At 59.3% G+C, this 24554-nt stretch carries 22 protein-coding genes, 1 tRNA gene and 1 pseudogene; 1 reads left to right on the plus strand and 23 read right to left on the minus strand.

Features of this window, described 5'->3' with window-relative positions:
- Positions 1-183: 183 nt before the first annotated feature.
- A pseudogene (locus GWQ27_RS22260) lies at positions 184-460 on the minus strand (NADH-quinone oxidoreductase subunit N); the annotation flags it as partial.
- A gap of 160 nt (positions 461-620) precedes the next feature.
- Here GWQ27_RS22260 and GWQ27_RS13080 point away from each other — a divergent pair.
- Entirely contained in the window at positions 621-2513 is a 1893-nt protein-coding gene (locus GWQ27_RS13080) for a M6 family metalloprotease domain-containing protein (RefSeq protein WP_275907541.1), read from the plus strand.
- Positions 2514-2708: 195 nt separating this feature from the next.
- Here GWQ27_RS13080 and nuoN read toward each other — a convergent pair whose 3' ends face one another.
- The 22 genes from nuoN to GWQ27_RS13190 form a co-directional block, all read right to left on the minus strand.
- Entirely contained in the window at positions 2709-4172 is a 1464-nt protein-coding gene (gene nuoN, locus GWQ27_RS13085) for an NADH-quinone oxidoreductase subunit NuoN (protein WP_275907542.1), read from the minus strand.
- 58 nt (positions 4173-4230) lie between these two features.
- Positions 4231-5751 (minus strand): NADH-quinone oxidoreductase subunit M, encoded by a 1521-nt coding sequence (nuoM, locus tag GWQ27_RS13090; protein ID WP_021140917.1) that lies wholly within the window; start codon positions 5749-5751, stop codon positions 4231-4233.
- Positions 5752-5813: 62 nt separating this feature from the next.
- Entirely contained in the window at positions 5814-7661 is a 1848-nt protein-coding gene (gene nuoL, locus GWQ27_RS13095) for an NADH-quinone oxidoreductase subunit L (protein WP_275907543.1), read from the minus strand.
- Positions 7658-7966, minus strand: coding sequence for an NADH-quinone oxidoreductase subunit NuoK (gene nuoK / locus GWQ27_RS13100; protein WP_005314891.1), 309 nt, complete (start codon positions 7964-7966; stop codon positions 7658-7660). Before nuoK ends, nuoL begins: the two co-directional genes overlap by 4 nt.
- Positions 7963-8514: an NADH-quinone oxidoreductase subunit J gene (gene nuoJ, locus GWQ27_RS13105; protein ID WP_111588706.1), complete on the minus strand. Its 552-nt coding sequence runs from the start codon at positions 8512-8514 to the stop codon at positions 7963-7965. Before nuoJ ends, nuoK begins: the two co-directional genes overlap by 4 nt.
- A gap of 10 nt (positions 8515-8524) precedes the next feature.
- Entirely contained in the window at positions 8525-9067 is a 543-nt protein-coding gene (nuoI, locus tag GWQ27_RS13110; protein ID WP_021140920.1) for an NADH-quinone oxidoreductase subunit NuoI, read from the minus strand.
- A gap of 9 nt (positions 9068-9076) precedes the next feature.
- A complete protein-coding gene (nuoH, locus tag GWQ27_RS13115; protein WP_005314900.1) occupies positions 9077-10045 on the minus strand; it encodes an NADH-quinone oxidoreductase subunit NuoH in 969 nt (322 codons plus the stop codon).
- On the minus strand, positions 10042-12789 hold the full coding sequence (nuoG, locus tag GWQ27_RS13120; RefSeq protein WP_275907544.1) for an NADH-quinone oxidoreductase subunit NuoG: 2748 nt from the start codon (positions 12787-12789) through the stop codon (positions 10042-10044). Before nuoG ends, nuoH begins: the two co-directional genes overlap by 4 nt.
- A gap of 55 nt (positions 12790-12844) precedes the next feature.
- A complete protein-coding gene (gene nuoF / locus GWQ27_RS13125) occupies positions 12845-14230 on the minus strand; it encodes an NADH-quinone oxidoreductase subunit NuoF (RefSeq protein ID WP_265422623.1) in 1386 nt (461 codons plus the stop codon).
- On the minus strand, positions 14227-14793 hold the full coding sequence (nuoE, locus tag GWQ27_RS13130; RefSeq protein ID WP_005314908.1) for an NADH-quinone oxidoreductase subunit NuoE: 567 nt from the start codon (positions 14791-14793) through the stop codon (positions 14227-14229). Before nuoE ends, nuoF begins: the two co-directional genes overlap by 4 nt.
- A 74-nt stretch (positions 14794-14867) precedes the next feature.
- Complete coding sequence (gene nuoC, locus GWQ27_RS13135) at positions 14868-16637, minus strand: NADH-quinone oxidoreductase subunit C/D (RefSeq protein ID WP_345893548.1); 1770 nt, start codon at positions 16635-16637, stop codon at positions 14868-14870.
- Between the two features lie 38 nt (positions 16638-16675).
- Positions 16676-17350, minus strand: coding sequence for an NADH-quinone oxidoreductase subunit B (locus GWQ27_RS13140; protein ID WP_005314925.1), 675 nt, complete (start codon positions 17348-17350; stop codon positions 16676-16678).
- A 29-nt stretch (positions 17351-17379) separates the two neighbouring features.
- Positions 17380-17784, minus strand: coding sequence for an NADH-quinone oxidoreductase subunit A (locus tag GWQ27_RS13145; RefSeq protein ID WP_021140926.1), 405 nt, complete (start codon positions 17782-17784; stop codon positions 17380-17382).
- Between the two features lie 387 nt (positions 17785-18171).
- Positions 18172-18259, minus strand: a tRNA-Ser gene (locus GWQ27_RS13150).
- Between the two features lie 268 nt (positions 18260-18527).
- Positions 18528-19145: a TPM domain-containing protein gene (locus GWQ27_RS13155; RefSeq protein WP_005314938.1), complete on the minus strand. Its 618-nt coding sequence runs from the start codon at positions 19143-19145 to the stop codon at positions 18528-18530.
- Positions 19146-19165: 20 nt separating this feature from the next.
- Complete coding sequence (locus tag GWQ27_RS13160; protein WP_169045937.1) at positions 19166-19900, minus strand: TPM domain-containing protein; 735 nt, start codon at positions 19898-19900, stop codon at positions 19166-19168.
- Positions 19897-20502: a LemA family protein gene (locus tag GWQ27_RS13165; RefSeq protein WP_005314946.1), complete on the minus strand. Its 606-nt coding sequence runs from the start codon at positions 20500-20502 to the stop codon at positions 19897-19899. The genes GWQ27_RS13160 and GWQ27_RS13165 overlap by 4 nt, the downstream gene beginning before the upstream one ends.
- Before the next feature lie 42 nt (positions 20503-20544).
- On the minus strand, positions 20545-21282 hold the full coding sequence (mepA, locus tag GWQ27_RS13170; RefSeq protein ID WP_096119313.1) for a penicillin-insensitive murein endopeptidase: 738 nt from the start codon (positions 21280-21282) through the stop codon (positions 20545-20547).
- Complete coding sequence (locus GWQ27_RS13175; protein WP_058394108.1) at positions 21282-22157, minus strand: amino acid ABC transporter permease; 876 nt, start codon at positions 22155-22157, stop codon at positions 21282-21284. Before GWQ27_RS13175 ends, mepA begins: the two co-directional genes overlap by 1 nt.
- Complete coding sequence (locus GWQ27_RS13180; RefSeq protein WP_169045939.1) at positions 22157-22978, minus strand: transporter substrate-binding domain-containing protein; 822 nt, start codon at positions 22976-22978, stop codon at positions 22157-22159. The genes GWQ27_RS13175 and GWQ27_RS13180 overlap by 1 nt, the downstream gene beginning before the upstream one ends.
- A gap of 2 nt (positions 22979-22980) precedes the next feature.
- Entirely contained in the window at positions 22981-23778 is a 798-nt protein-coding gene (locus GWQ27_RS13185; protein ID WP_017411548.1) for an amino acid ABC transporter permease, read from the minus strand.
- Positions 23771-24541, minus strand: a complete 771-nt coding sequence (locus GWQ27_RS13190) for an amino acid ABC transporter ATP-binding protein (protein WP_219592432.1) — start codon at positions 24539-24541, stop codon at positions 23771-23773. The genes GWQ27_RS13185 and GWQ27_RS13190 overlap by 8 nt, the downstream gene beginning before the upstream one ends.
- Positions 24542-24554 lie beyond the last annotated feature (13 nt).

The raw sequence follows: 24554 nt of genomic DNA on the forward strand, positions 1-24554 counted from the left end.
TGGACCCACGCAGAGGGATATCTGTGGCACCTTGATAACCCTGATATGCGCATAAGAAATCCGAAACCAGCCAAGCCGGTTTCGGATTTTTGCATATCTGGAAGATGGCCAACGGTACCTGACACAAGGGATGCTGGCTATTAGGGCGGGTTAGCGCAAGACCCGGGTCTGCAGGCCCAGCACCTAACTGATGACCGGTTGGGGATAGATGCCCAGTGCCACCACCATGATGGCGAAGAGCAGTACCACCAGCCCGCCCGAGGTGGTGGTCCAGTCTCCCCTGGCATCACGCATATGCATGCCGGATTAGCGCATGTAGAGAGTGATCATGACCCTAGTAGTAGAGCCCCAGGGCGCTGCCGAGCACTCTGGCACCAGAGAACCACCACAGCCGGGCTTCGACCGTCACGCTAATAAGACAAAGCTTGCCGATAAAGCCCAATGTCATGGGAATACTTGAGCGATTCCCTGATCAGGGATATAACCACAAAAAATGACATGGTTTTGTTTGAATTCACGTCGGTGAATGGTTACACACATCCCAGTTTGAAAATAAAATTTGATCCCTTGGTGAACTGGATATAAGACTTACTCTGCACGGGACTCACAAGGAAGATAAAATGAAAAATGGAAGAGCAGGATGGTTAAATATTTTAACCATCATAGGGTCAGTCATGTTCGCTGTTCAAACGGAAGCCGCAGTACCTTATGTCAACTATCATCACACGGTTACGCAGCCGGATGGTGCGACACTTGAGTTGATCCTCAATGGCTCAACTCTTTACGCAGATCAACGAACTAAAGATGGCTATCCGGTTATCTATGACAATACCCTGAAAGGTTACGCTTATGCCAAGCTTTCAGAAAATGAAGAGATGTTTGAGTCGACCGGAATTCTGGTTACCGAATCGAATGGTATTAGCACCAGGTCCATACAGAAGGACACTGATATTCCTCAACATGCCAAGCGTTCTATCGTGCAACGTAACGCCAGGCAATTACAAGTTTTACAATATCAAGCCCAATCACCCAAAATCAGTGGTTTTGCCAATCAATATGCCAATGTAACAGGTAATGTTCGAGGGTTGACCATATTGATTCAATTTCCTGATGAATCCAGCTCTATTCCACCCAGTGAGGTCATCAACTACACCAACCAAATCGGTTACACAGGCCATGGAAATGCACAATCAATCCGGGACTATTTTCGTGCCGTGTCTGGTAATAAATTGGACTATACCAATACTGTGGTTGGATATTATACGGCCAAGAAATATAAGTCCTACTACACAGACCCCACGATAACCTATGGTGCCAGAGCAAGAGAGTTGATAGTCGAAGCGCTGGATTGGCTTGAATATACCGAAGGCTTCGACTTTTCGACCATCTCGAAAGATAGTAACGGCAATATTCGTGGTTTGAATGTGTTCTATTCTGGCAAGACTGGTGGTGGCTGGGCTCAGGGCCTATGGCCTCATCAAGGTGGCTTGAACCGCTGGTGTGCCGATGGGGTCTGTGCATCCAAATACCAGATCTCCAACATGGATAGCAGTTTATCTATCGGGACCTTCATTCACGAGTCAGGACACCTGTTGTTCGGCTGGCCTGATCTTTACGATTACGATGGCAGCTCAGGAGGATCCGCTGGCTCTCACTGCATTATGGGATATGGCGGTGTAACCGGTAACAGACATAAAAAACCAGTTCCACCCAATGGCTACTTTCGCTCACTGAGTGGCTGGGAAACGATCACTGAGCTCAATCCTGCGGTTAATGGCAATGCACCTTCAGGTCTATTGAGTCACCAGGCTAACAGCAACACACTATACCGCTGGTCCAACCCGAATAAAGCCGGTGAAGTTTTTTATATAGAGACAAGAACTCAGGCCGGGCAAAATCAGTATATGCCAAGTCAAGGTCTTATTGTATGGCATGTTGATCCTAATGGCTCCAATAATAATGAGTGGTATCCATATGTTCAGATGGAACATGCGGATGGAAATCGTGATCCAGAGAAAAATATTAATCTTGGTGATGCTTATGATATGTATCATGCTTCTGGGAAAGATACGTTTGGTGATACTCAACCCAATGCGCTGTCCAGCCGAGGAACCAATTCACGCTGGTGGAGTGGTGCTGATTCAGGGTTGGAGCTGACGAATATTAGTGCTATCTCAAGTCGAATGACGTTTGACATCGGTGGCCAGGGTAATTCAAATCAAGAAAATTACTCAGGTTATCTGAGTGGGAAGGGCGTTAGTCATATCATTCCGAATGGCAGCTGGTTTCAATATGATGGTGGAACCCTGTATGGTGTGTTGACCGGTCCCGGCAATGCTGATTTCGATTTGTCACTGGAAAAATGGCAAAACAGTACTTGGATATCTGTGGCAACATCCACCAGCGTCACCTCGAATGAAGCGATTAACTATGTTGCAAGCAGTGGTTATTATCGTTTTAAAGTTTATTCTTATAATGGCGAGGGGAACTATAACTTTACGTTGAAAAAATAGATTCTTGTCATAAACATAAAGGATCTTAATAAACACATTAATGGCATGTGTCGACTAAAGTTCTATTCTGAATCGGTTGGCTTCGTCTGCTGACAATCACATAAATCCGAAACCAGCCAAGCTGGTTTCGGATTTTTTCACATCTGGAAGATGGCCATGGTGCCTGACACAAAGGGCATTGGCTATCAGGGCGGGTTAGCGCAAGACCACGTTCTGCAAGCCCTGCACCAGGCTGATGACCGGTTGGGGATAGATGCCCATGGCCACCACCATGATGGCGGAGAGCAGTACCACCAGCCCGCCCGAGGAGAGGGCCCAGTCGCCCCTGGCGTCACGCATCTGCATGCCGGGTTCGCGCATATAGAGCGTCACCATGACCCTCAGGTAGTAGTAGAGCCCCAGGGCGCTGCCGAGCACTATGGCGCCGGAGAGCCACCACAGCCGGGCTTCGACCGTTACGCCAATAAGATAGAACTTGCCGATAAAGCCCAATGTCATGGGAATACCGGCCAGGGAGAGCATCATCACTGTCAGCACAGCGGTCAGGTAAGGACGGTGCCAGAACAGGCCGCGATAGCTGTGCAGAGAGTCCGCATCCTTGCCGCGATACGGGCTGGACATCATGCTGATGACGCCGAAGGCACCCAGGCTGGTGAACAGGTACATCAACAGATAGACACCGGCGGCTTCCACCGGTATCTGGCCGAGGCGGCTCGCCACCACCACCGCCAGCAGATAACCAAAATGGGCGATGGAGGAGTACCCCATCATCCGCTTGATGTTGGTTTGCAGCAGCGCCAGCAGGTTGCCGATGACGATGGAGATAACTGCCATGGCTGCCAGCAACCAGTGGATCATGGGATCCGCCGCCGCCGGTACCGCCAGATAGAATCGCAGCAGCACGCAGAACACGGCTATCTTGCTGACGGTGGCGAGGAAAGTGGCCACTGGCGCCGGTGCGCCTTCATAGACGTCGGGTGTCCAGAGGTGGAAGGGGGCGAGTGACAGCTTGAAACCAAAGCCGACCAGCATCAATCCGAGGCCGCCCATCAGCAGTGGATGATGGGCCGGGCTCTGTGCCAGGGTCAGCCCCAGATCACTGAAGCTCAGGCTGCCTGCCTGGGCATAGAGCAAGGCCATGCCGAACAGCAGAAAGGCGGTGGCGGCGGCGGAGAGCACCATGTACTTGATGCTGGCTTCCAGCGAATGGCGCTCGCGGTAGGCGTAACCCACCAGACCGAACATGGGCAGGGTCAGCATCTCGATCCCGATGAACAGCGACGCCAGATGACGGGAGCCGGCCAGCACAAGCCCGCCTATGGTAGCGATCACCAGCAGCAGGTAGAACTCTTCCCGGTTGTCCGGATAACCCTTGAGCCAGGAGCGACCGAAGGTACAGGTTGCAAGCGCGCCGATCAGCACCAGTCCCATGTAAAAGATGGCGTAGCCATCGATCTGCAGCAGGGGAGTGATCCCTTGGTCACCCTGTGCCATGACGATGGGCAGGGAGAAGAGTGTCAGGTTCAGGCCAGTGATGGTGACGATGAAGGCGGTGTCGTCACAGCGCCGCCAGGCGATGGCCAGCATCAGGGCCACCATGGTCCCCGTGGTCAGCAGCAGGGGCAAGAGCGCCAGCAGTTGAGAAGCGGTGAAGGTCATTGCAGTGCTCCTGTCGTGTGCAAGAAAGGCAACAGGGTGGGCCGTTGAGAGGAAGGTGTCATTGCAAGGCTCCTGCGGATGGCAGTGCGTACCAGTGCAGCACGCTCATCAGGCTGCTGCCAGCGGTATCGAGAATGGGCTGGGGATAGACACCGAGCAGTACCAGCAGGCCGGCTATGGTCATCATCATCACCAGTTCGCGGCGATCCAGCCCCTTGAGCATGGTGGTCTCTTTGGGCGCACCAAAGCAGGCCCGTTGCAGCATGATAAGGGAGTAGACGGACGCCAGCACCAGCCCGAAGGTGGCGATGACAGTGATGACGGGGGCGACCTGGAAACTGCCGATCAGGATCAGGAACTCGCCGACGAAGTTGCCGGTGCCCGGCATGCCAAGGGAAGCCACCGAGAAAAACAGCATGACGCCGGGCAGGTAACGCAGTCTGCCCCAGAGCCCCCCCATCAGGCGCAAATCCCGGGTATGCAGCCGCTCGTAGAGCTGACCACACAGGATGAAAAGGCCAGCGGCAGAGAGCCCGTGAGCAATCATCTGCACCACGGCACCTTGCAATGCCAGTTCGCTGCCCGAGTAGATGGCGATCATCACAAAGCCCATGTGGGAGATGCTGGTGTAGGCCACCAGCCGCTTGATGTCGGTCTGGGCAAAGGCCACCAGGGCGCCGTAGATGATGCCAATGAGACCCAGCGCCATGGCGTAGGGGGCAAATTCGGCAGAGGCCTCCGGAAACAGGGGCAGGGCAAAACGCAGCAGGCCATAGGCAGCGGTTTTGAGCAAGATGCCTGCCAGGTCAACCGAGCCTGCGGTCGGCGCTTGACTGTGGGCATCCGGCAGCCAGCCGTGCAGTGGCACCAGCGGCATCTTGACCGCGAAGGCGATGAAGAAGCCCAGCATCAGCAGCCACTGGACACCCGTGCTCATGGGGGTGTGGAGCAGATCCTCGTAGTTAAAGGTGAAGACGCCGGTGGCGGCATGGTGGGTCAGCACCAGCCCCAGGATGGCGACCAGCATGATGAGACCGCTGACCTGGGTGTAGATGAAGAACTTGGTGGCGGCGTTGATCCGTGACTTGCCATCGGTGACCGAATGGCCCCACAGCGCGATCAGGAAGTACATAGGAACCAGCATCATCTCCCAGAAGAAGAAGAACAGGAACAGGTCCACGGCCATGAAGACACCGAGCACGCCCCCCAGGATCCAGAGCAGGTTGAGGTGGAAGAAGCCGATGCGCTGCACTATCTCCTTCCAGGAGCAGAGGATGGCCAGCACCCCGATAAAGCAAGTGAGCATCACCATCAACAGGGAGAGGCCATCCACCGCCAGATGCAAGGAGATGCCAAAGCGGGGGATCCAGGGCAGTTGCAGCTCGGCGGCCCAGACGGGCACGCCAGTCTGGTTGATCAGGGTGAAGTCACCGCTCCACCAGATGGCGCAGGAGAGCAACAGGCAGGCGCTCATCGACAACAGGGCAACCCAGCGTACGAATTGCTCACCAAGGCGCTCCATCTGCCAACAGAGCAGACCGCCGATGAAAGGAATTAACAAGATCCAGAGTAAGGTCACGATATCAGCTCTCGTTTATGTGCGAGTAATGGTACTAGTCCGCGTTCAGGGGCCGCATGGGGTCAGCCAAGCAGCAACAGAGCCAGGATCAGGGTGGCACCCATCCCCATGGAGGCGGCATACCAGCGCAACTTGCCGGAAACGGTCCAGACCAACAGCTGGTGGCCGCGCTGTGCCAGCCAGGCTGGCAGGTTCATCATCCAGTCCAGCGGGTCCTTGCCAAGCAGTCGGGTCCCCAGCAGATAGGGTTTGACCCACAGCCGTTCATACAACCAGTCAAAGCCCCAGGCATTGAACCAGAGGGTGCTGAGCAGCCGGCCCGGCGCACTGGATGCAATCTTGTTTGCTAGGCGTCGTTCGCCGAGGAACAGGAAGGCCGCCAGGGCAATGCCCGCGATGGCAACAATGCCTGAGACGATCTCCAGGGTATGGCGACCCGCTTCGATGTTGTCTCCCGGCCCGGCTGGCAGTACTCCGGCCAGTGGCGGCACTATCAGGGCCCCAATACCTGTGGAGAGCACCAGCAACACCAGCAGCGGCAGCTGGTGGGCCAGACCGTGACCGGCATGGGCTTGCGTCTGCACCTTGCCGTGGAAGGCGATGAAAATGAGGCGGAAGGTATAGAGCGAGGTCAGGAAGGCGCCCACCAGACCTGCCCACAACAGGGTGGTCTGGCCGGATGCCTGCACCTGCCACAGGATGGCGTCTTTACTGTAGAAACCGGCGGTCACCAGCGGCAATGCAGCCAGCGCCGAGCCTCCCACCAGGAAGCAGGCATAGACCAGTGGCAAGCTTTTGTGCAGGCCCCCCATCTTGAAGATGTTCTGCTCATGGTGACAGGCAACGATGACGGCACCGGCGGAGAGGAACAAGAGCGCCTTGAAGAAGGCGTGGGTCATCAGATGGAAAATGGCCCCTTCCCAGGCACCGACCCCGAGGGCCAGAAACATGTAACCGATCTGGCTCATGGTGGAGTAGGCGAGGATCCGCTTGATGTCAGTCTGCACCAGGGCTGCGAAACCGGCCAGCACCAGAGTAATGGCACCGACCAGCGCTACCAGATGCAGGATCTCGGGGGCCAGCAGGAAGAGGCCGTGGGTGCGGGCAATCAGGTAGACACCGGCGGTCACCATGGTGGCGGCGTGGATGAGGGCCGAGACCGGGGTCGGGCCCGCCATGGCATCCGCCAGCCAGGTTTGCAGCGGCAGCTGGGCAGATTTACCGACCGCACCGCCCAGCAACATCAGGCAGGCCAGGGAGAGGGCAGGGGAGCCCTCGGCAAACATGACGGGGGCGCGCACTAGCAGCTCGTGGATGTTGAGGGTGCCCAGCTCTCGGTAAAGGATGAAGAGGCCGATGGCGAGGAAGACGTCGCCAACCCGGGTCACCACGAACGCCTTGAGGGCGGCAGCCCCGTTGGCCGGGTTGCGATAGTAGAAGCCGATCAACAGGTAGCTGCACAGCCCCACCCCTTCCCAGCCGAGGTAAACGAACAGCAGGTCATCGGCCAGCACCAGAAACACCATGCTGGCGATGAAGAGGTTGGTATAGGTAAAGAAGCGGGAATAGCCCTCTTCCCCGCGCATGTACCAGGAGGCGAACAGGTGGATGAAGAAACCCACCCCTGTCACCACCCCCAGCATGGTCAGCGACAGGCCGTCCAGTGCGAGGCGGAAGCTGGGACTGAAGTTGCCCACCGCCATCCATTGCCACAGGGTCTGGGTATAGACGCCGCCGACCGGCATGGTGTTGAGAAAATCGACGCCGACCCACAGGGTGGTGAGGGCCGACAATCCTATGCTGCCAACCCCGATCAGGGCCGAGGTGCGTTCGCCGAAACGGCCGATGGAGAAGGCCAGCACCAGCCATCCCAGCAGCGGAAATAGAAACGTCAGGTATAAGAGGCTCATCCGCGCATCTCGCTCACAGTGTCCACGTTGAGGGTGTGGTAACGACGATAGAGCAGCAGTAACAGGGCGAGGCCGATACTGGCCTCCGCTGCCGCCAGAGAAATCACCAGTATGTACATGATCTGGCCATCGGCCTGGGCCCAGCGGCTGCCAGCCACTACGAACGCCAGCGCCGAGGCATTCATCATGATCTCGATACTCATGAGAATAAACAGCAAGTTACGGCGGATCAGCAGACCGCATAACCCGATGCAGAACAGGATCGCAGCCAGCAGAAGGCCGTGTTCCATTGGAATGCCATTCATAGCGGTCCTCCTTCTTGTGACGAGCGTGATGAGGCGCGGGGGACAGAAAGCACCTCGCCGCTCTTGTCTTCACGACCCAGATGGTAGGCGGTCACCAGACCCGCCAGCAGCAGGATGGAGGCCAGCTCCACCGCCAGCACATAGGGGCCGAACAGGGCTATGCCCACCTCTTTTGCACTGACGTCACTCAGACCAAGCTGACCACCGGTCACGCCCAGGATGCCGTATGCCAGAAAGCCGAGCAGGATGAGAGAGAGCAGGGCGGGGCCGCCCCAGGTCATGGGGGTGAGCCACTTCTTCTCCTGGGCTTGGGCCGACCCCAGGTTCAGCATCATCACCACGAACACGAACAGCACCATGATGGCGCCCGCATAGACGATCACCTGCAGGGCGCCCGCAAAAGAGGCCCCCAGGCAGAAGAAGATCATGGCCACGGCGATGATCGAAATGATGAGATTGAGCAGCGCATGCATGGGATTGCTGGTGCTGATCACCCGCAGCGTGCTGTAAACGGCGACCAGGGCCGCGGCATAAAATGCCAGTTCCATGATTGACTCCTCAGGGCAGCAGGCTTTTGACATCGATGGGTTTGGCTTCGTGCTCGGCATCCCCTTTCGGCTTGCCGTCGATGGCCATCCCGCTCATGCGATAGAAGTTGTAGTCCGGGTATTTGCCGGGCCCGCTGATCAGCAGATCTTCTTTCTCGTACACCAGATCCTGGCGGCGGTATTCCCCCATTTCGAAATCCGGCGTCAGCTGGATGGCGGTAGTGGGGCAGGCTTCCTCGCACAAGCCGCAGAAGATGCAGCGGGAGAAGTTGATGCGAAAGAACTCGGGATACCAGCGGCCATCGTCGCGTTCGGCTTTTTGCAGCGAGATGCAACCGACCGGGCAGGCCACGGCGCACAGGTTGCACGCCACGCAGCGCTCGTCACCGTCCGGATCCCGGGTCAGTACGATACGACCACGGTAGCGGGGCGGGCTATAGACGGACTCCTCCGGATAGCTCAGGGTCTCGCGGGGACGCCAGGCATGGGAGAACACCATGCCCAGGCTACGTAACTGGGTGCCGACACCCTTTATGATGTTAATGATTTTCATAGTCGTGCCTCACTGCACATTTATCAGCACCACAGCGCCGGTGATCAGCATATTGACAAGGGTCAGCGGCAAGCAGACTTTCCAGCCAAACGACATCACCTGGTCAAAGCGCGGCCTTGGCAAGGAAGCCCGCAGCAGGATGAAGAACACCATGAAACAGGCGGTCTTCAGGGCAAACCAGATGAAAGGGGGTAACCAGGGGCCATGCCAGCCACCGAAGAACAGGGTCACTATGAGGGAGGAGATCAGCACTATGCCGATGTATTCGCCCACGAAGAAGAGACCCCATTTCATGCCCGCGTACTCGATGTGATAACCGTCGGCGAGCTCCTGCTCGGCCTCCGGCTGGTCAAACGGGTGACGGTGGGTGACGGCAACGCCGGCAAACAGGAAGGTGATGAAGCCCAATATCTGGGGCACCACGTTCCACAAGCCGGCCTGTGCCTCAACTATGTCTCTCAGGTTGAAGCTGCCGGTCTGGATCACTATCCCCATCAGGGAGAGCCCCAGGAACACTTCATAGGAGAGGGTCTGGGCCGAGGCGCGCAGGCTGCCGAGCAATGAGTACTTGTTGTTGCTCGACCAGCCGGCGAACAGCACGGCATAGACAGCGAGCCCCGCGATAGCCAGGATGTAGAGCAGCCCCACGTTGAGATCCGCCACGCCCCAGGTAGGGGTGAGCGGCACCACGGCAAACGCCAGAATAAAGGCGGTGAAGGCGATGATGGGGGCCAGGATGAAGATCCGGCGATCGGCGAACGGCGGGATCCAGTCCTCCTTGAAGAACATCTTGATCATGTCGGCCGCCAGTTGCAGCAGGCCGAACGGGCCCACCCGATTGGGGCCGTATCTGTCCTGCCACAGGGCCAGCAGGCGGCGTTCGATGAAGCTCATGAAGGCGCCAGCCCCCACTATCCCCACCAGCACTATCAATGCCTTGCCAACCTCCAGCAACAGGTCGATCAGGGAATCACTCATGCGATGGCCTCCTGCAGGTTGTTGATATAGGCCTGTTGCAGTGCGGTCGGCAGACCGTTCACTCCAAGGGGCAGTCCCAGCAGGCCCTGCGCCAGGGCATGGCTCAGTCGCAGCTTCAGACGCCAGTGGTTGCCACCCCAGGAGAAGCTCACCTGGTTGCCCGCCTTGAGGGCAAGGCGAGCCGCATCGGCCGGGTTCAGCACCAGCTCGGGTTCGTTCATGCGCGCCTGTATGACGGGGCTTCTGGCGGAGAGCTCCTCGCCACCAAACAGCTGGTCATAGTTGACCACCTGCAGGGCTTCCTGGGCGGTGAAGGGGGCAGGAATGGTATCGAACCAAGCCAGGGTGTCGTCGCCCGGCTCCAGCAGACGGCGACCGGGATCGCCGGCCCTAAGGTTGCCACCTACCTCGCTCTGGAACTTGTTCCAGGCAGAGGGGGAGTTCCACCCCGGCGCCCAGGCGAATGGCACCTGTTGCATCGGCTGACGGGCACCGGCATAGCCCTCCATGGAGAAGCTGAAGGGGGAATCCGGGTCTTGCGCCACTCTGGGTTCGCTGACGTTCTGATCTGCCAGCATGGAGGTGCGGCCGCTGTAGCGGTGCGGTTCACGGGCCAGCTTCATGCCACGGATCCGCAATCCGGCGTTGGGGGCCGCTTCCTGCATGGTGGCCAGCAGCGGATGGCTGGTGGCGCAGTCATGGCTTATCTGCTCATAGGTCTGCCAGCGCAGCGGTTGGCGCAGGAGGGCGCCTTGCAGCGCGGCCAGCCAGCGCCACCCTTCACGCACCTGAATGTCGGAGTTGTAGAAGGCGGGGGCATAGACCTGGAAGAAGCGCTGGGCGCGCCCCTCCATATTGACCAGGGTGCCATCGGCCTCGGCAAAGCTGGCGGCAGGGAGCACCAGATCGGCTTTTTGAGCGGTCTGGGTAGCCTGATGATCGATGACCAGCAGGTGTTGCAGACGATTGAAGGCGGCATCGACCCGATTGCGCGGGGCACGGCGGTAGAGATCGTTCTCCAGGGTCACCAGCGCCAGATTATCCTGGGCCTCGATGCGGGTGAGTGCGGCTTCCAGCGGGGCGACGTTGCCGGCCAGCATGGCCAGCCCCAGGCTGTTGGCTTCTTGTGCCACCAGTGCCAGACTGACGTCCTGACCGCGGCCTTTGAGGGCGCGGGCGATGTTGCTGGCCGCGTCGATCAATGCCGGGGTGCGGGCGCCTGAGCCTGCGATGATGAGCGGCTTTTTGGCATTGCCAAGCAGGTCGGCCCAGCGAGCGGCTTGCGCCTGCTGCTCTTGGCCGAGATCGGACAGGGCTGGCGCCGAGCTGTCGAGCAGATGGGCGATGGCAAAGCCGAGGCGGGCTTGATCCGCATGGGGGGCGTGCAGTTTTTCTGCCGCCACGTCGTCGAGGCGGGTGCTGTCCAGGCTGGTGATGAGCAGCGGGTAGCGCTCATTCTGGCCCAGGGTCTGCACAGCGGCGACCTGCCACAAGTCCACCTTCATTTTGCGGGCGATTTCACGGGCCTTGCCCTTGACCGATTGGCGCAGCGCCAGGGCGATACGGGCGGCGCTCATGGTGACATCTTCACCGAGCACCAGAATGGCGTCGGCCTCTTCCATGTCCCGCAGGCTCGGCGTGCGAATACCGCTGTGCTGCAGTATGTGCAGCATCTTTTGCAGGCACGCCCACTCGCTTTGCTCAACGCCGCAATAGAAGTTGTCGGCCCCGACCAGTTCGCGCAGGGCGAAGTTGCTCTCCAGCGACGCGCGCGGTGAGCCGATGCCGATGACGGCGCTGGCGGTGCGCAGGGCATCGGCGGCGCGGTTGAGGGCGCCATCCACAGTGATGGCCAGCGGGTCGTTGTCATCGCGCGGCTCTTTGTCTACCCGAAGCAGCGGTTGACGGGGACGGTCAGCCAGATTGACGTAGCCATAGCCAAAGCGGCCACGATCGCACAGGAAGTAGTGATTGATGCCGCCATGGAAGCGGTTTTCTATGCGGCGCAGCTCGCCATAACGCTCACCCGGGCTGATGTTGCAGCCCACCGAGCACTGCTGGCAGACGCTGGGGGCAAACTGCATGTCCCACTTGCGGTTGTAACGCTCTGAGTGGGTCTTGTCGGTGAACACGCCGGTGGGGCAGATCTCCACCAGGTTGCCGGAGAATTCGCTCTCCAGGGTGCCATCTTCGACCCGGCCGAAATAGACGTTGTCGTGGGCGCCATAGACCCCCAGATCCTCGCCACCGGCGTAATCCTTGTAGTAACGCACGCAGCGATAACAGGCGATGCAGCGGTTCATCTCATGATTGATGAAGGGCCCCAGTTCCTGATTCTGGTGGGTACGCTTGGTAAAGCGGTAGCGACGGCTGTTGTGGCCTGTCATCACCGTCATGTCCTGCAGGTGGCAGGCTCCGCCCTCTTCACAGACAGGGCAGTCGTGGGGGTGGTTGGTCATCTGCCACTCCACCACACACTTGCGAAACTCTTTCGCCTCTTCGTCTTCGATGGAGATATAGGTGCCATCGGTAGAGGGGGTCATGCAGGACATGACCAGCCGGCCGCGCTTGTCGTCGGCATTCTGATACTGCTTGACCGCACACTGGCGGCAGGCGCCCACGCTACCCAGCGCCGGATGCCAGCAAAAATAGGGGACGTCCAGACCCAGCGACAGACAGGCCTGCAGCAGGTTGTCTGCCCCGTCTACCTCGTACTCTTTACCGTCTACAAAAATGGTCGCCATACAACGTTCCTGAAACCTATGGTGAAATCGGCTATTGCCCGATGCGCCTTGGCGCTTACCAGCGTTCACCCAGCAGATTGGGCTGGATCCCTTTGAGCAGCGAGTGATGGTCGCTTGGCCCCTTGATACCGGCCTCGAATTCGGATCTGAAATACTTGAGTGCGCTGGCAAGGGGCTCGACGGCGCCGGGCGCGTGGGCACAGAAGGTTTTGCCCGGCCCAAGGAAATTGCAAAGCTGCTCCAGGGTCGCGAGATCCCCTTGCTGTCCCTCGCCACGCTCCAGTGCCCGCAGCAGCTTGACGCTCCAGGGCAGGCCATCACGGCACGGGGTGCACCAACCGCAGGATTCGCGAGCGAAGAACTCTTCCATGTTGCGCAAGAGCCCTACCATGTTGATGCTGTCATCGACTGCCATGGCGAGGCCGGTGCCCATGCGGGTGCCCACCTTGCCGATACCGGCGGTATACATCTGGGCATCCAGGTGCTCTGGCAGCAGGAAGCCGGTGCCAGCCCCGCCCGGTTGCCACGCCTTGAGGCGGTAGCCTGGCTTCATGCCACCGGCGTAGTGCTCAAACAGCTCGCGGGCCGTGATGCCAAAGGGCAGCTCCCAGACCCCGGGGTTGTTCACCTTGCCGGAGAAACCCATCAGCTTGGTGCCGTGATCTTCAGAGCCCGGCAGCGCCAGTCCCTGATACCAGGCCACGCCATTGCCTATGATGGCTGGCACGTTGCACAGGGTTTCGACGTTGTTGACGCAGGTGGGTTTGCCCCAGACGCCGGAAACAGCGGGGAAGGGGGGCTTGGCGCGCGGGTTGGCGCGCCGGCCTTCCAGTGAGTTGATCAGCGCAGTCTCTTCACCACAGATGTAACGACCGGCGCCGGTGTGGACGAACAGCTCGAAATCAAAGCCGGATCCCAGAATGTTCTTGCCGAGCAGGCCGGCGGCCTTGGCCTCGATCACCGCACGGCGCAGATGGATGGCAGCATCCACGTACTCACCGCGCAGGAAGATATAGCCGCGATAGGCCTTGAGCGCCTTTGCGGAGATGAGCATGCCCTCGATCAGCAGGTGGGGCAGCTGCTCCATCAAGAGGCGATCTTTCCAGGTATTGGGTTCCATCTCGTCGGCATTGCAGAGCAGGTAACGTATGTTCATGCTCTCGTCTTTGGGCATCAGCCCCCACTTCACCCCTGTGGGGAAGCCGGCGCCGCCACGACCCTTGAGACCGGCATCCTTGACGGTGCCGACTATCTCATCAGGGCTCATCTGGCCCAGCGCCTTGCGGGCAGCGTCATAGCCTTGCTTGCTCTGGTATTCATCCAGCCAGACCGGCTGGCCGTCGTCACGCAGTCGCCAGGTGAGCGGATGAGTCTCGGGGGCCCGGGCCGTGCGGTTGGCGGTGCCGAGAGAGGCGAGGATCTTGTTGATTGGAAGACTCATGGATAAGCCTCCAGCGTCTTGATCAGTGTGGCGGCATCGAGCCCGCCATAGGTGTCGTCATCGATCATCAGGGCCGGGCCCTTGTCGCAGTTGCCGAGGCAGCAGACGGGCAGCAGGGTGAAGCGGCCATCGGCGCTGGTCTGGCCGGGGGCGAGATCCATCACTTCCTTGAGGCCGGCCAGCAGCCCTTCGTGACCGTTGATGTAACAGACCATGCTGTCACAGACGCGGATGATGTGGCGGCCTACCGGCTGACGGAAGATCTGACTGTAGAAAGTGGCGACCCCTTCCACGTCGCTGGCGGGAATGCCGAGCTCGGTGGCGATGGCATAAATGGCACCGTCCGGTACCCAGCCCCTGGCCTGCTGCACTATCTTGAGCGCTTCAATGCTGGCGGCGCGGGGATCTTCGTAGTGGTGTTTCTCATGTTCGATGGCGTCCCGTTCGGCCTGGCTCAGGACGAAGCCGTCTGTTGGTCCAGGGACGGGTCCATCCCCCTTGCCCCCGCACGCACTCTGCCCCTGCGGGGTCTGACTGTTTTGGCACTGACATTGCTGGCTCATGGCTTAACCTTTTGTGGCTTATTCTTTTTGTCTCGTCACGGTTGTTGAGTGCTGTGGTTTGATTACCCGAGGACTCAACGATCCACATCCGACATAACGAAATCGATACTGCCCAGATAGACGATGAGATCCGACACCATGCTGCCCTTGATCACGGAGGGGATCTGTTGCAGGTGAGCAAAGCTCGGGGTGCGGATCCGGGTCCGGTAGCTCATGGTGGAGCCATCGCTGGTCAGGTAATAACTGTTGATCCCCTTGGTGGCCTCTATCATCTGGAACGACTCGGCGGCCGGCATCACAGGGCCCCACGACACTTGCAGGAAGTGGGTGATCAGCGTCTCTATGTCTTGCAGGGTGCGATCCTTGGGGGGCGGTGTGGTGAGGGGGTGATCCGCCTTGAAGGGCCCCTCCGGCATGTTCTTCATGCACTGCTCTATGATCGACAGGCTCTGGTGGATCTCCTCGATGCGTACCGTGGCCCTGTCATAGGCATCGCCATTGCTACCCACCGGCACTTCGAAGTCGAACTGGTCATAACCCGAATAAGGGCGCCACTTGCGCACGTCAAAGTTGAGGCCCGTGGCCCGCAGACCCGCCCCCGTCGTGCCCCAGGCGAGCGCCTGCTCAGTGGTGTAGGCAGAGACGCCAATGGTGCGCCCGCGCAAAATGCTGTTACGCATGGCGGCTTTTTCATAATCCATCAGACGCTTGGGCAGCCAGCTCAGCAGATTGTCCTGCACCAGTCGCTGCCATCCCTTGGGCAAGTCGTGGGCCACGCCACCGATACGGAACCAGGCCGGGTGCATGCGGGCACCCGTGATGGCTTCGATGATGGTGTAGATCTTCTGCCGGTCGGTGAAGGTAAAGAAGACAGGGGTCATGGCCCCCACGTCCTGGATATAGGTGCCAAGGAACAGGAGGTGGCTCTGGATGCGGAACAGCTCCGCCATCATCACCCGGATCACGTCGACCCGGTTCGGCACCTTGATGCCGGCCAGTTTCTCCACTGCCAGCACGTAAGGCAGGTTGTTCATTACCCCGCCCAGATACTCGACCCTGTCTGTGTAGGGGATATAGCTGTGCCAGGACTGGCGCTCACCCATCTTTTCAGCACCGCGATGGTGATAACCGATGTCGGGCACGCAGTTGCGGATCTCTTCTCCATCAAGCTGCAACACCAGCCGAAAGGCGCCGTGGGCGGAGGGGTGGTTGGGACCGAGGTTCAAGAACATATAGTCCTCGTTCTCGTTGCCACGGGCCATGCCCCACTCTTCCGGTTTGAACAGCAGGTTCTCCTGCTCCATGTCCTGCTTGGCGGCATCGAGCATGAAGGGATCGAACTCGGTGGCCCGCGCCGGATAGTCCTTGCGCAGCGGGTGACCCTGCCAGCTCTTGGGCATCATGATGCGGGTCAGATGGGGATGGCCGTCGAAGGTAATGCCCAGCAGATCCCACACTTCCCGCTCATACCAGTTGGCGTTTGGGAAGTGGCCTGTGAGGGTGGGAAGATGCAGGTCGCTCTCGGCAAGGGGCACCTTGAGCATCACATCGGCATTACGGTCGATGGAGATGAAGTGATAGAAGACGGTGAAGTCGCTCTGGGGCAGGCCGTCACGATGGCTGCGCAGCCGTTCGTCGGTGGCGCTCAGGTCATACAGCATCACGAACGGGGAGGGGAGCTTGCGCAAAAAGCCCACCACGTCCAGCAGCAGTTCGCGGGCGAGCCAGATCACGGGTACGCCGGTACGGGTACTCTGCACGGTGAAACGCTCGGCACCGAAGTGGGCAAACAGTTCGCCGACAACCTGGGCATCCTGGTGATCGCTGGGTTGCCACTGGGCCATGGTGTAATTGCTGGGAAAATCGCGAGTCAGTTTCATGGTCAGATCTCATCCGGCGTGCGCAGGTTGGTCACCTTGATCCGCTCGCCCCGTTTGCGGTCCTTCTCGGCCGGCATGTCGGGACGGTAGATCCCCTGATCGCCGACCACCCAGGAGAGGGGGCGGCGTTCCTTGCCGATGGAATCCTGCAGCAGCATCAGGGCTTGCAGGAAGGCCTCGGGACGGGGCGGGCAGCCCGGAATATAGACGTCGACCGGCAGGAACTTGTCTACCCCCTGTACCACTGAATAGATGTCATACATGCCGCCCGAGTTGGCGCAGGCGCCCATGGAGATGACCCACTTGGGCTCGAGCAACTGTTCATACAGTCGCTGAATGACAGGCGCCATCTTGATGAAGGGAGTTCCTGCGATCACCATGAAATCCGCCTGACGGGGCGAGGCCCGGATCACTTCGGCACCGAAGCGGGCCACGTCATGGGGGGAAGTGAAGGCGGTACACATCTCCACATAGCAGCAGGAGATACCGAAGTTGTAGGGCCAGAGGGAGTTTTTGCGACCCCAGTTGACGGTGTCTTGCAACACCTCCTCAAGACGCCCCATCATGATGCCGCGCGTCGCATCTTGTGCCAGCGGGTCATCGACGGTCTGGCTCTGTTCCTGTGGATAGCGCTCAACGGGCGCATCCGGGTCAATCCGGGTCAGGGTGTACTTCATGGTGCAACCTCAAAGAGAGAATCAGTAAGTCAGTCAGGCTTCTTGTCGGTCAGGGCGCGTTTTTTCGGTGCCCAGTCGAGGGCGCCGATACGCCACAAGTAGAGGAGTCCTACCAGCAGCAAGCCGATAAAGATGGCGGCTTCGATGAAGCCGACCCAGCCGCTTTCCCTAACGGAAACAGACCAGGCAAACAGGTAAAGCGCTTCCACGTCGAAGATGACGAAGAACATGGCAACCAGATAGAACTTGGCGGAGAAGCGCAGGCGGGCGTTACCCACCGAATCGACGCCAGACTCGAAGGGCTTGTTTTTGGCACGGCCGTGGGCGCGGCCACCCAGCAGGGCGGCGAGGCCGATCATCACCAGACAGAGGCAGATGGCTGCAATGACATAAATGGCAAAAGCCCAATGTTGAACAGCAATATCAGCAAACATAGAGATTTTCCCTAACCAAATTAATCACGTGACTTAACAATAATGTTACGCATTATGGCACTTTCATACTGATTTACATGTCATTTCAGGGGATTAATAATTAATCGATGGGGGTAAAATCGTTTTTTGCTACAAGGGTCAATTTTCCCATTTGAGAATGATTTTCAACGGCTGGAACAAGCCCGCAAAACAGTGTTTCGTAGAGATGGGCAAAGATGGCGGGTTTACACAGAGAGAGGGGAATGAAGGGAATTTTGTCGGGCAGAGGGGAGAGCGGCCAACACTGCAGCATGCAATCTTGGTAAGAGTAGAGGAAGGAGAGTCGGCAGCAGAGGATAGGCCGGCCCAAAAGCAAAAAACCGACCATCAGGTCGGTTCTTTTAAATTTGGCGGTGAGGGAGGGATTCGAACCCTCGATACGTTGCCGTATACACACTTTCCAGGCGTGCTCCTTCAGCCACTCGGACACCTCACCAAATTTTTACTGCTTTGAAGTGGCTTTCGGAGCACGCTGTGCGTGCTTTCTTGCCGACTTCGCCGGTGGGCAGCCTCTCGGACACCACACCAAATTTTTGACCAGCGTTTAACGTGTTCGGCCAACACTGAGTTCGCTGCGCTGTTGCGCCGGAACGGGGCGTAATTTAGGGGAAAGGGCTGTCTGGGTCAACCACTTTTCCCCTTATTTTTCATAATCTTTATCGAGCGGCTATCCCTTGAACAAAATGCCGGTATTTTACACCCGATCAGGGCTTGTCCAGGATGATCAGGCTGTCGGGCAGCTCGTTTTGATCCCGGGTAGCCGGGAAGGCGTCGGTCAGGATGGCGCTGGTGCGCTCCACGCATTCGAGGAATCCCTGCTCCACCTCCTTGTTGCGTACCCGGCGGGTGAAGTCATCGATGATCGCCTGCCATTGGTCATTGTCGATATGCTGGGCGATGCCGTCATCCACCAGTATCTCTACATAGTGCTCGGCCACAGAGACGAAGATCAGCACCCCCAGCCTGTCACGGGTGCGGTGCAGCCCCTGCTCGACAAACTGCAGGCGCGCCATCAGGGCGGCTCTGTGCCTGCGTACCTTCTTCGGGATCAGGTACATTTTGATGGGAGTCCAGTGGAACAGTATGCTCAGCAGCAACCAGACTGACCACTGTGCCAGCAGTATCTCGTACCAGCCGAGCCAGAAGCCGAGTTCGAACACCAGCAGGGGCGTGAGCATGGCAATCAGGGCTGCCCACAGGGTGGGAATGTAGCGATAGCCGTCGCTGGCCGGGGCCAGTACTGTGACCAGCTCGGCGTCTGTTTCCAGCTCCGCTTCGCGAACCTTGGCCTGCAGGGTGTGAAAGAACTGTTTAGAAATCATGGTCTGTCTCTTTATTCCTGTTACCAACCACCGGAGGCACCACCGCCACCAAAACTGCCGCCGCCACCGCTGAAGCCACCGCCGCCACCTCCTCTGCCGCCGAAGCTACCGGCACCAAAACCACCGGCCAGAAAAGCCGCGCGGCGTCGACCACCGCCACCACCCCCACCGCCTCCGCGCAGGTTATGCAGCACTATCATCACAATCACCATCAGAATGAACAGCCAGGGACCACCCAGCTTGTCCTCTTTCTTGGCGGTGTCCACTGGCTGATATTCACCCGCCAATGCCTGCATGATGCTCTGGCTGCCAGCCACTACGCCCGCAACCATGTCGCCACGTTTGAAGGCGGGCAGGATCCGGGTCTGGATGATGTTGGCGGCGATGGCATCGGGCAGGGCACCCTCCAGCCCATAGCCCACTTCGATACGCACTTTGCGCTCATCTTGAGCGATCAACAGCAGCACACCGTTGTTCTTTCCCTTCTGGCCTATGCCCCAATGACGACCGAGCTGATAGCCGTACTCCTCTATGGTCTCGCCATCCAGGCTGTCGATGGAGACCACTACCAGCTGAATGCCGCTGCGTTTTTCAAACGCGGCCAGTTGCTGGGTCAGCTGGTGGGCCTGCTTGCGGGACATCAGGTTCGCCTCGTCCACGACCCGGCCGCTGAGGGCCGGAAAGTAGGGAGCGGCTTGCAGTACTGCGGTCCAGAGCAACAGACAGGGCAGCAACCAGCGGGCAAATTTGCTCATTGGAAGCTGACCTTGGGCGCCTCTTCAGCCCCGGGTTTGGCACTGAAACTCGGTTTGGCTTCGAGATCCGAATAGAGCAGTTTGGACCAGATGACGCCGGGGAAGGTGCGGATCTCGGTATTGAACTGGCGCACCGCCTCTATGTAGTCACGACGTGCTACCGAGATGCGGTTCTCGGTGCCTTCCAGCTGCGCCTGCAGGGTGAGGAACTGCTGATCTGCCTTGAGATCCGGATAGCGCTCCACCACCACCATCAGGCGGGAGAGGGCACTGGAGAGCTGGTTCTGGGCCGCTTCAAACTCCTTGAGCTGGGCCGGATCGCTCACCTGCACACTGCCGACCCTGGCTCGGGCATCGGTGACCGCTTTGAGGGTCTCCTGCTCATGGCTGGCGTAGCCCTTGACGGTGGCCACCAGATTGGGAATGAGATCGGCGCGGCGTTGATACTGATTCTCGACCTGGCCCCAGCTTGCCTTGACCTGCTCATCCAGGGTCGGAATATTGTTCATGCCGCAGCCGGTCAATCCCAGCAGCAGGGTCAGTGTCAACAGGCTCTGCGTGGTGCTGCGCCAGAGTGAAGTGGCCATCTTGTTGTTCTCCATTGAAATTTCTAGCGGATATGGGCCCACCATACCAGCTTGGGGTCAGTTGCCACAACGGGCGGGCAGGATGGGCATCTTGTTGATACCTGAGACCTTGGGTAGCTGTGGTTTGTCCTTGAGCCAGGAGGCCAGCTCGGCGCCGCAGCCATTGCCGGGGGGAATGGGGGCTTGTGGCTCGCAATCCGGGCTGCCGACGGGGCAGCGCAACCGCACATGAAAGTGGCTGAAGTGGCCGACCCAGGGGCGCAGTTTGGCAACCCAGGGCTCATCGGCGGCCCGTTTGCACACCTCGCCCTTGATGACGGGGTTGATAAAGATGCGTGCCACTTCGGGCTTGCTGGCAGCCAGTCGCAACAGGTTCAGTTGCTCCGGGCCGAAGCGGCCCGGCAATACCCGATAGCTGGGCTCGTCGATCAGCGCCCACTCCCTGGGGGCATCCTGCTCCCACTTGCTGATGGGGCGGTTGGCCATGCGAAACCAGATGTCGGCATCCAGACCCGTCTGGTGACTGCGATGGCCCGAGGTAAAGGGGCCGCCGCGGGCCATCGCCAGATCGGCGATATAGAGATCCGGCATGCCAGCCATGCGGGTCTGGTTGGCCAGCCCCTGCAGATAGTGGATGAGGTCGGGATGACCGTAGTAACGCAACCGCTTGGTGCGGATCACCTGATACCCGGGTCCCTCCAGTGGCAGGGCCATGCCGTTTTTGAGGCAACCGGCGGCATAACCGCCGATCGCCTCGGCCTGCAGTACAGAGGCCAGTAACAGGGACGTCAGCATCAATGGGCTCCTTGTTTTGCTTCGAGTCGGCTGAGCAGCACAAACAGACTCAAACATATCAATAAATAGGCGGCTGCCACCAGTAGCCAGATTTCATAAACCAGCCCGCTGGAGTTGGCCATCTCGGTGCCGACGAAGGTGAGCTCCTGCACCGAAATGAGGGAAACGATGGCGGTATCTTTCACCAGTGCGATGAGCTGGCCGGTGAGGGGAGGCAGCATCAGCAACATGGCCTGGGGCAGGATCACCCGGCGCAGCCGCACCCGGGGCGAGAGCCCCAGACTCTGCGCTGCTTCCCACTGCCCTTTGGGCACGGCCGCGAGACCGGCACGGACTATCTCGGCGACGAAGGCGGCGCTGATCATGCCGACACAGAGGGTGCCCGAGATGAGATTCTCCCATCTGGCGGGCGGGCCCAGCAGCGCCTCTTGCCAGGGGGAGAGTGACAGAGTGCCGAGCCAGCGGGAGAGGCCGCTCGCCGGCAGTAATTGATTGGCGATAAAGAAGTAGAAAATGAAGATAAACACCAGCGGCGGCAGATTGCGGATCAACTGGATGAACAGGGTCGCCGGCAACACCAGCCAGGGACGGCGGCTGAATGCCGCCAGACCCAGCGCAGTGCCCAGCAGCAGCGCCAGCGCCATGCCGAGCAGGGCGATGCGCAAGGTGGTGAGCAAGCCGCTGAAAAAATAGGGCAGCTCACCCTGGGGGCCGCGCGTGAACAGCAACTCGAAGGCGGCCTGCCAGTGCCATTGGTAGGCCACGCCAAGGTGCAATCTGCTGGCAAGCCACATGCCTGCCAGCAGCAGTATCAGCATGAGTATCCCGTCGAGCCAGCCGACGGCTCGGGTAGCGCGTTTGATGGCAATCAGCATCAGGGATTGGCGACCTGGGCTTCCCATGCCAGCGACTTGAACCAGTAGTCATGACGGGCCTTGAGCCAGCCGTCGGCCTGACGGGCGGCAATCCACTCGTTGAACTGCTCGGCCAGGGCGTCATCCCCCTTGCGCAGGGCAAAACCTTCGCTGCCTTGCGACAGCGGTTCGGCAAACGGCATAAAAAGAGCTTCGGGGTGGCGCAGTGTCTCTTGTTCCGGTTTCGGGGAAGAGGAGAGGGCGCCGTGGGCGCGGCCGTTCAGTACTTCCTGAAACACTTGGGATTCATCATCGAACTGGCGCAGGGTCGCCTTGGGGAAGTTCTCCTTGGCGACCTGCACCGGTGAGGCGCCACGGCGCACCGCCAGGATCACGCCGCGCTGGTTGAAGTCGGACAGCGCCTTTTTGTCCTGGGCCTGCGCCTTTGAGGCGGCCAGCTGGATGCCTGAGTGGGAGTAGGCCTGAGTGAAGCGCACGCTCTTCTCCCGTTCGGGTGTGATGGTGAGGCCGCCTATGATGACGTCATATTTTTTTGCCAGCAGGGAAGGAATGATGCCATCCCAGGCGGTGGGGACGAATTCGACCTGCCAGCCGTTGTCGGTGGCCAGGCGGCGGGCAACATCGATTTCGAAGCCGATGAGGGCGCCTTGTTTGTCGCGCATCGCCCAGGGGGCAAAGGTGGACATGCCAACCCGCAGGGTGCCGCTTTGTTCTATCTGCGCCAGGGTGGCAGATGCCTCGCCTTCTGCCTGGGCAGGGGTAAAAAGAGTGGTAAATAGCAGTGCTGCGCCCGACAGGGCGGTTTTGAACGAGAGTGACATGGTTAGCGTCCTTGTTGTTCCGGATCCAGATGACGGGCGAGCGCCCGCGAACAGGCTGACAGTGTCAGCGTCAACAGCAAATAGAGGGCGGCTACGGTGAACCACACCTCAAAGGTGAGGAAGGTATCGGCCACCAGAGTACGCCCTTCGTTGGTGAGATCGAAGATGGCGATGACACTCACCAGCGCCGAGTGCTTGATGAGGGACACCAGCTCGTTGGTGAGCGGAGGCAGTACGATACGAACCAGCTGCGGCAGTATCACTTTGCGCAGTGTGATGGCCCGTGACAACCCAAGAGAGCGTGCTGCCTCCCACTGTCCGCTGGGGATGGCCTGTATTCCTGCTCGCAATACTTCGGCGGTGAAGGCCCCCTGATAGAGGGAGAGACTCAGCACGGCGCAGGCGAGCGGGGCCAGTCCCAACATGGGGCCCAGCAGAAAATAGAGGATATAGAGTTGCACCAGCTGGGGCGTGGTGCGCACCAGCGCCAGATAGGTGACGGCAAGCCAGGGGCCCAGGCGAGAGGGAAGCAGACGCAGGCTGACGACGGAACACCCGACGACCAGGGTGCCTGCCAGACTGAGCAAGGCTACTTGCAGGGTCACCAGCAAGCCGCTGAGCAGTGGGCCAGGGTAGAAGTCGCCATCTTCCCACTCCCCGAGAAAGGGGCCGACCCGCTGCCACTGCCACTCATAACCCATCTGATGGGCACCACTGTAGAGCACCCAGCCCAGCAGCAGGATCAGCAACAGGATTGCCAGCAACCAGCTGGCGAGGCGGGTGGGTCGGGTATCAGCCATGGTAGCTGAGCACCTGCTCGAGAAAGGCACAGGTTCTCGGGTGGGCAGGCTTGCTGAACAGCTGAGCCGGCGGGGCGGATTCGATGATCTTGCCCTCATCCATGAAGAGCACACGATCCGCCACCTGGCGGGCAAAACCCATCTCGTGGGTGACGCAGATAAGCGTCATTCCCTCGTCTGCCAGCTCGCGGATCACATCCAGTACCTCGCGGATCATCTCGGGGTCGAGGGCCGAGGTAGGCTCATCAAACAGCATCAGTTCCGGCTGCATGCAGAGGGAGCGGGCGATGGCCACGCGCTGTTGCTGGCCGCCTGAGAGCTGGTGGGGGTACTTGTCGGCCTGGGCCTGAATGCGTACGCGTTCCAGCAGGCCGAGGGCACGGGTTTTGGCCGCTTGCGTGCTCAGTCCCAGCGTATGTACAGGGGCCACCATCAGGTTTTCCAGCACCGTCATATGGGGGAACAGGTTGAACTGCTGAAACACCATGCCGACTCGCCCTTGCAGGCGACGCAGGTAGGCGGGGGTAACGGGCTCGCCAAACAGGAACAGCTGGCCACTGTCTATTCCCTCCAGGCCATTGATGGTGCGGATCAGCGTGGATTTTCCAGAGCCTGACGGGCCGCAGATAACCCACTTCTCCCCTCGCGCTATGGTGAGGTCAATCTGATGCAGGGCCTGGAAGTCACCGTAGAATTTGTTGACGCCACAAAAGCGCACACAGGGCTGCGAGCTGGTCAAGAAACAAGTTCCATTGAGTATCAATGATGCCATGGTA

The organism is Aeromonas sp. 5HA1, assembly GCF_029237245.1.
Taxonomy (GTDB): Bacteria; Pseudomonadota; Gammaproteobacteria; order Enterobacterales; family Aeromonadaceae; genus Aeromonas; species Aeromonas salmonicida.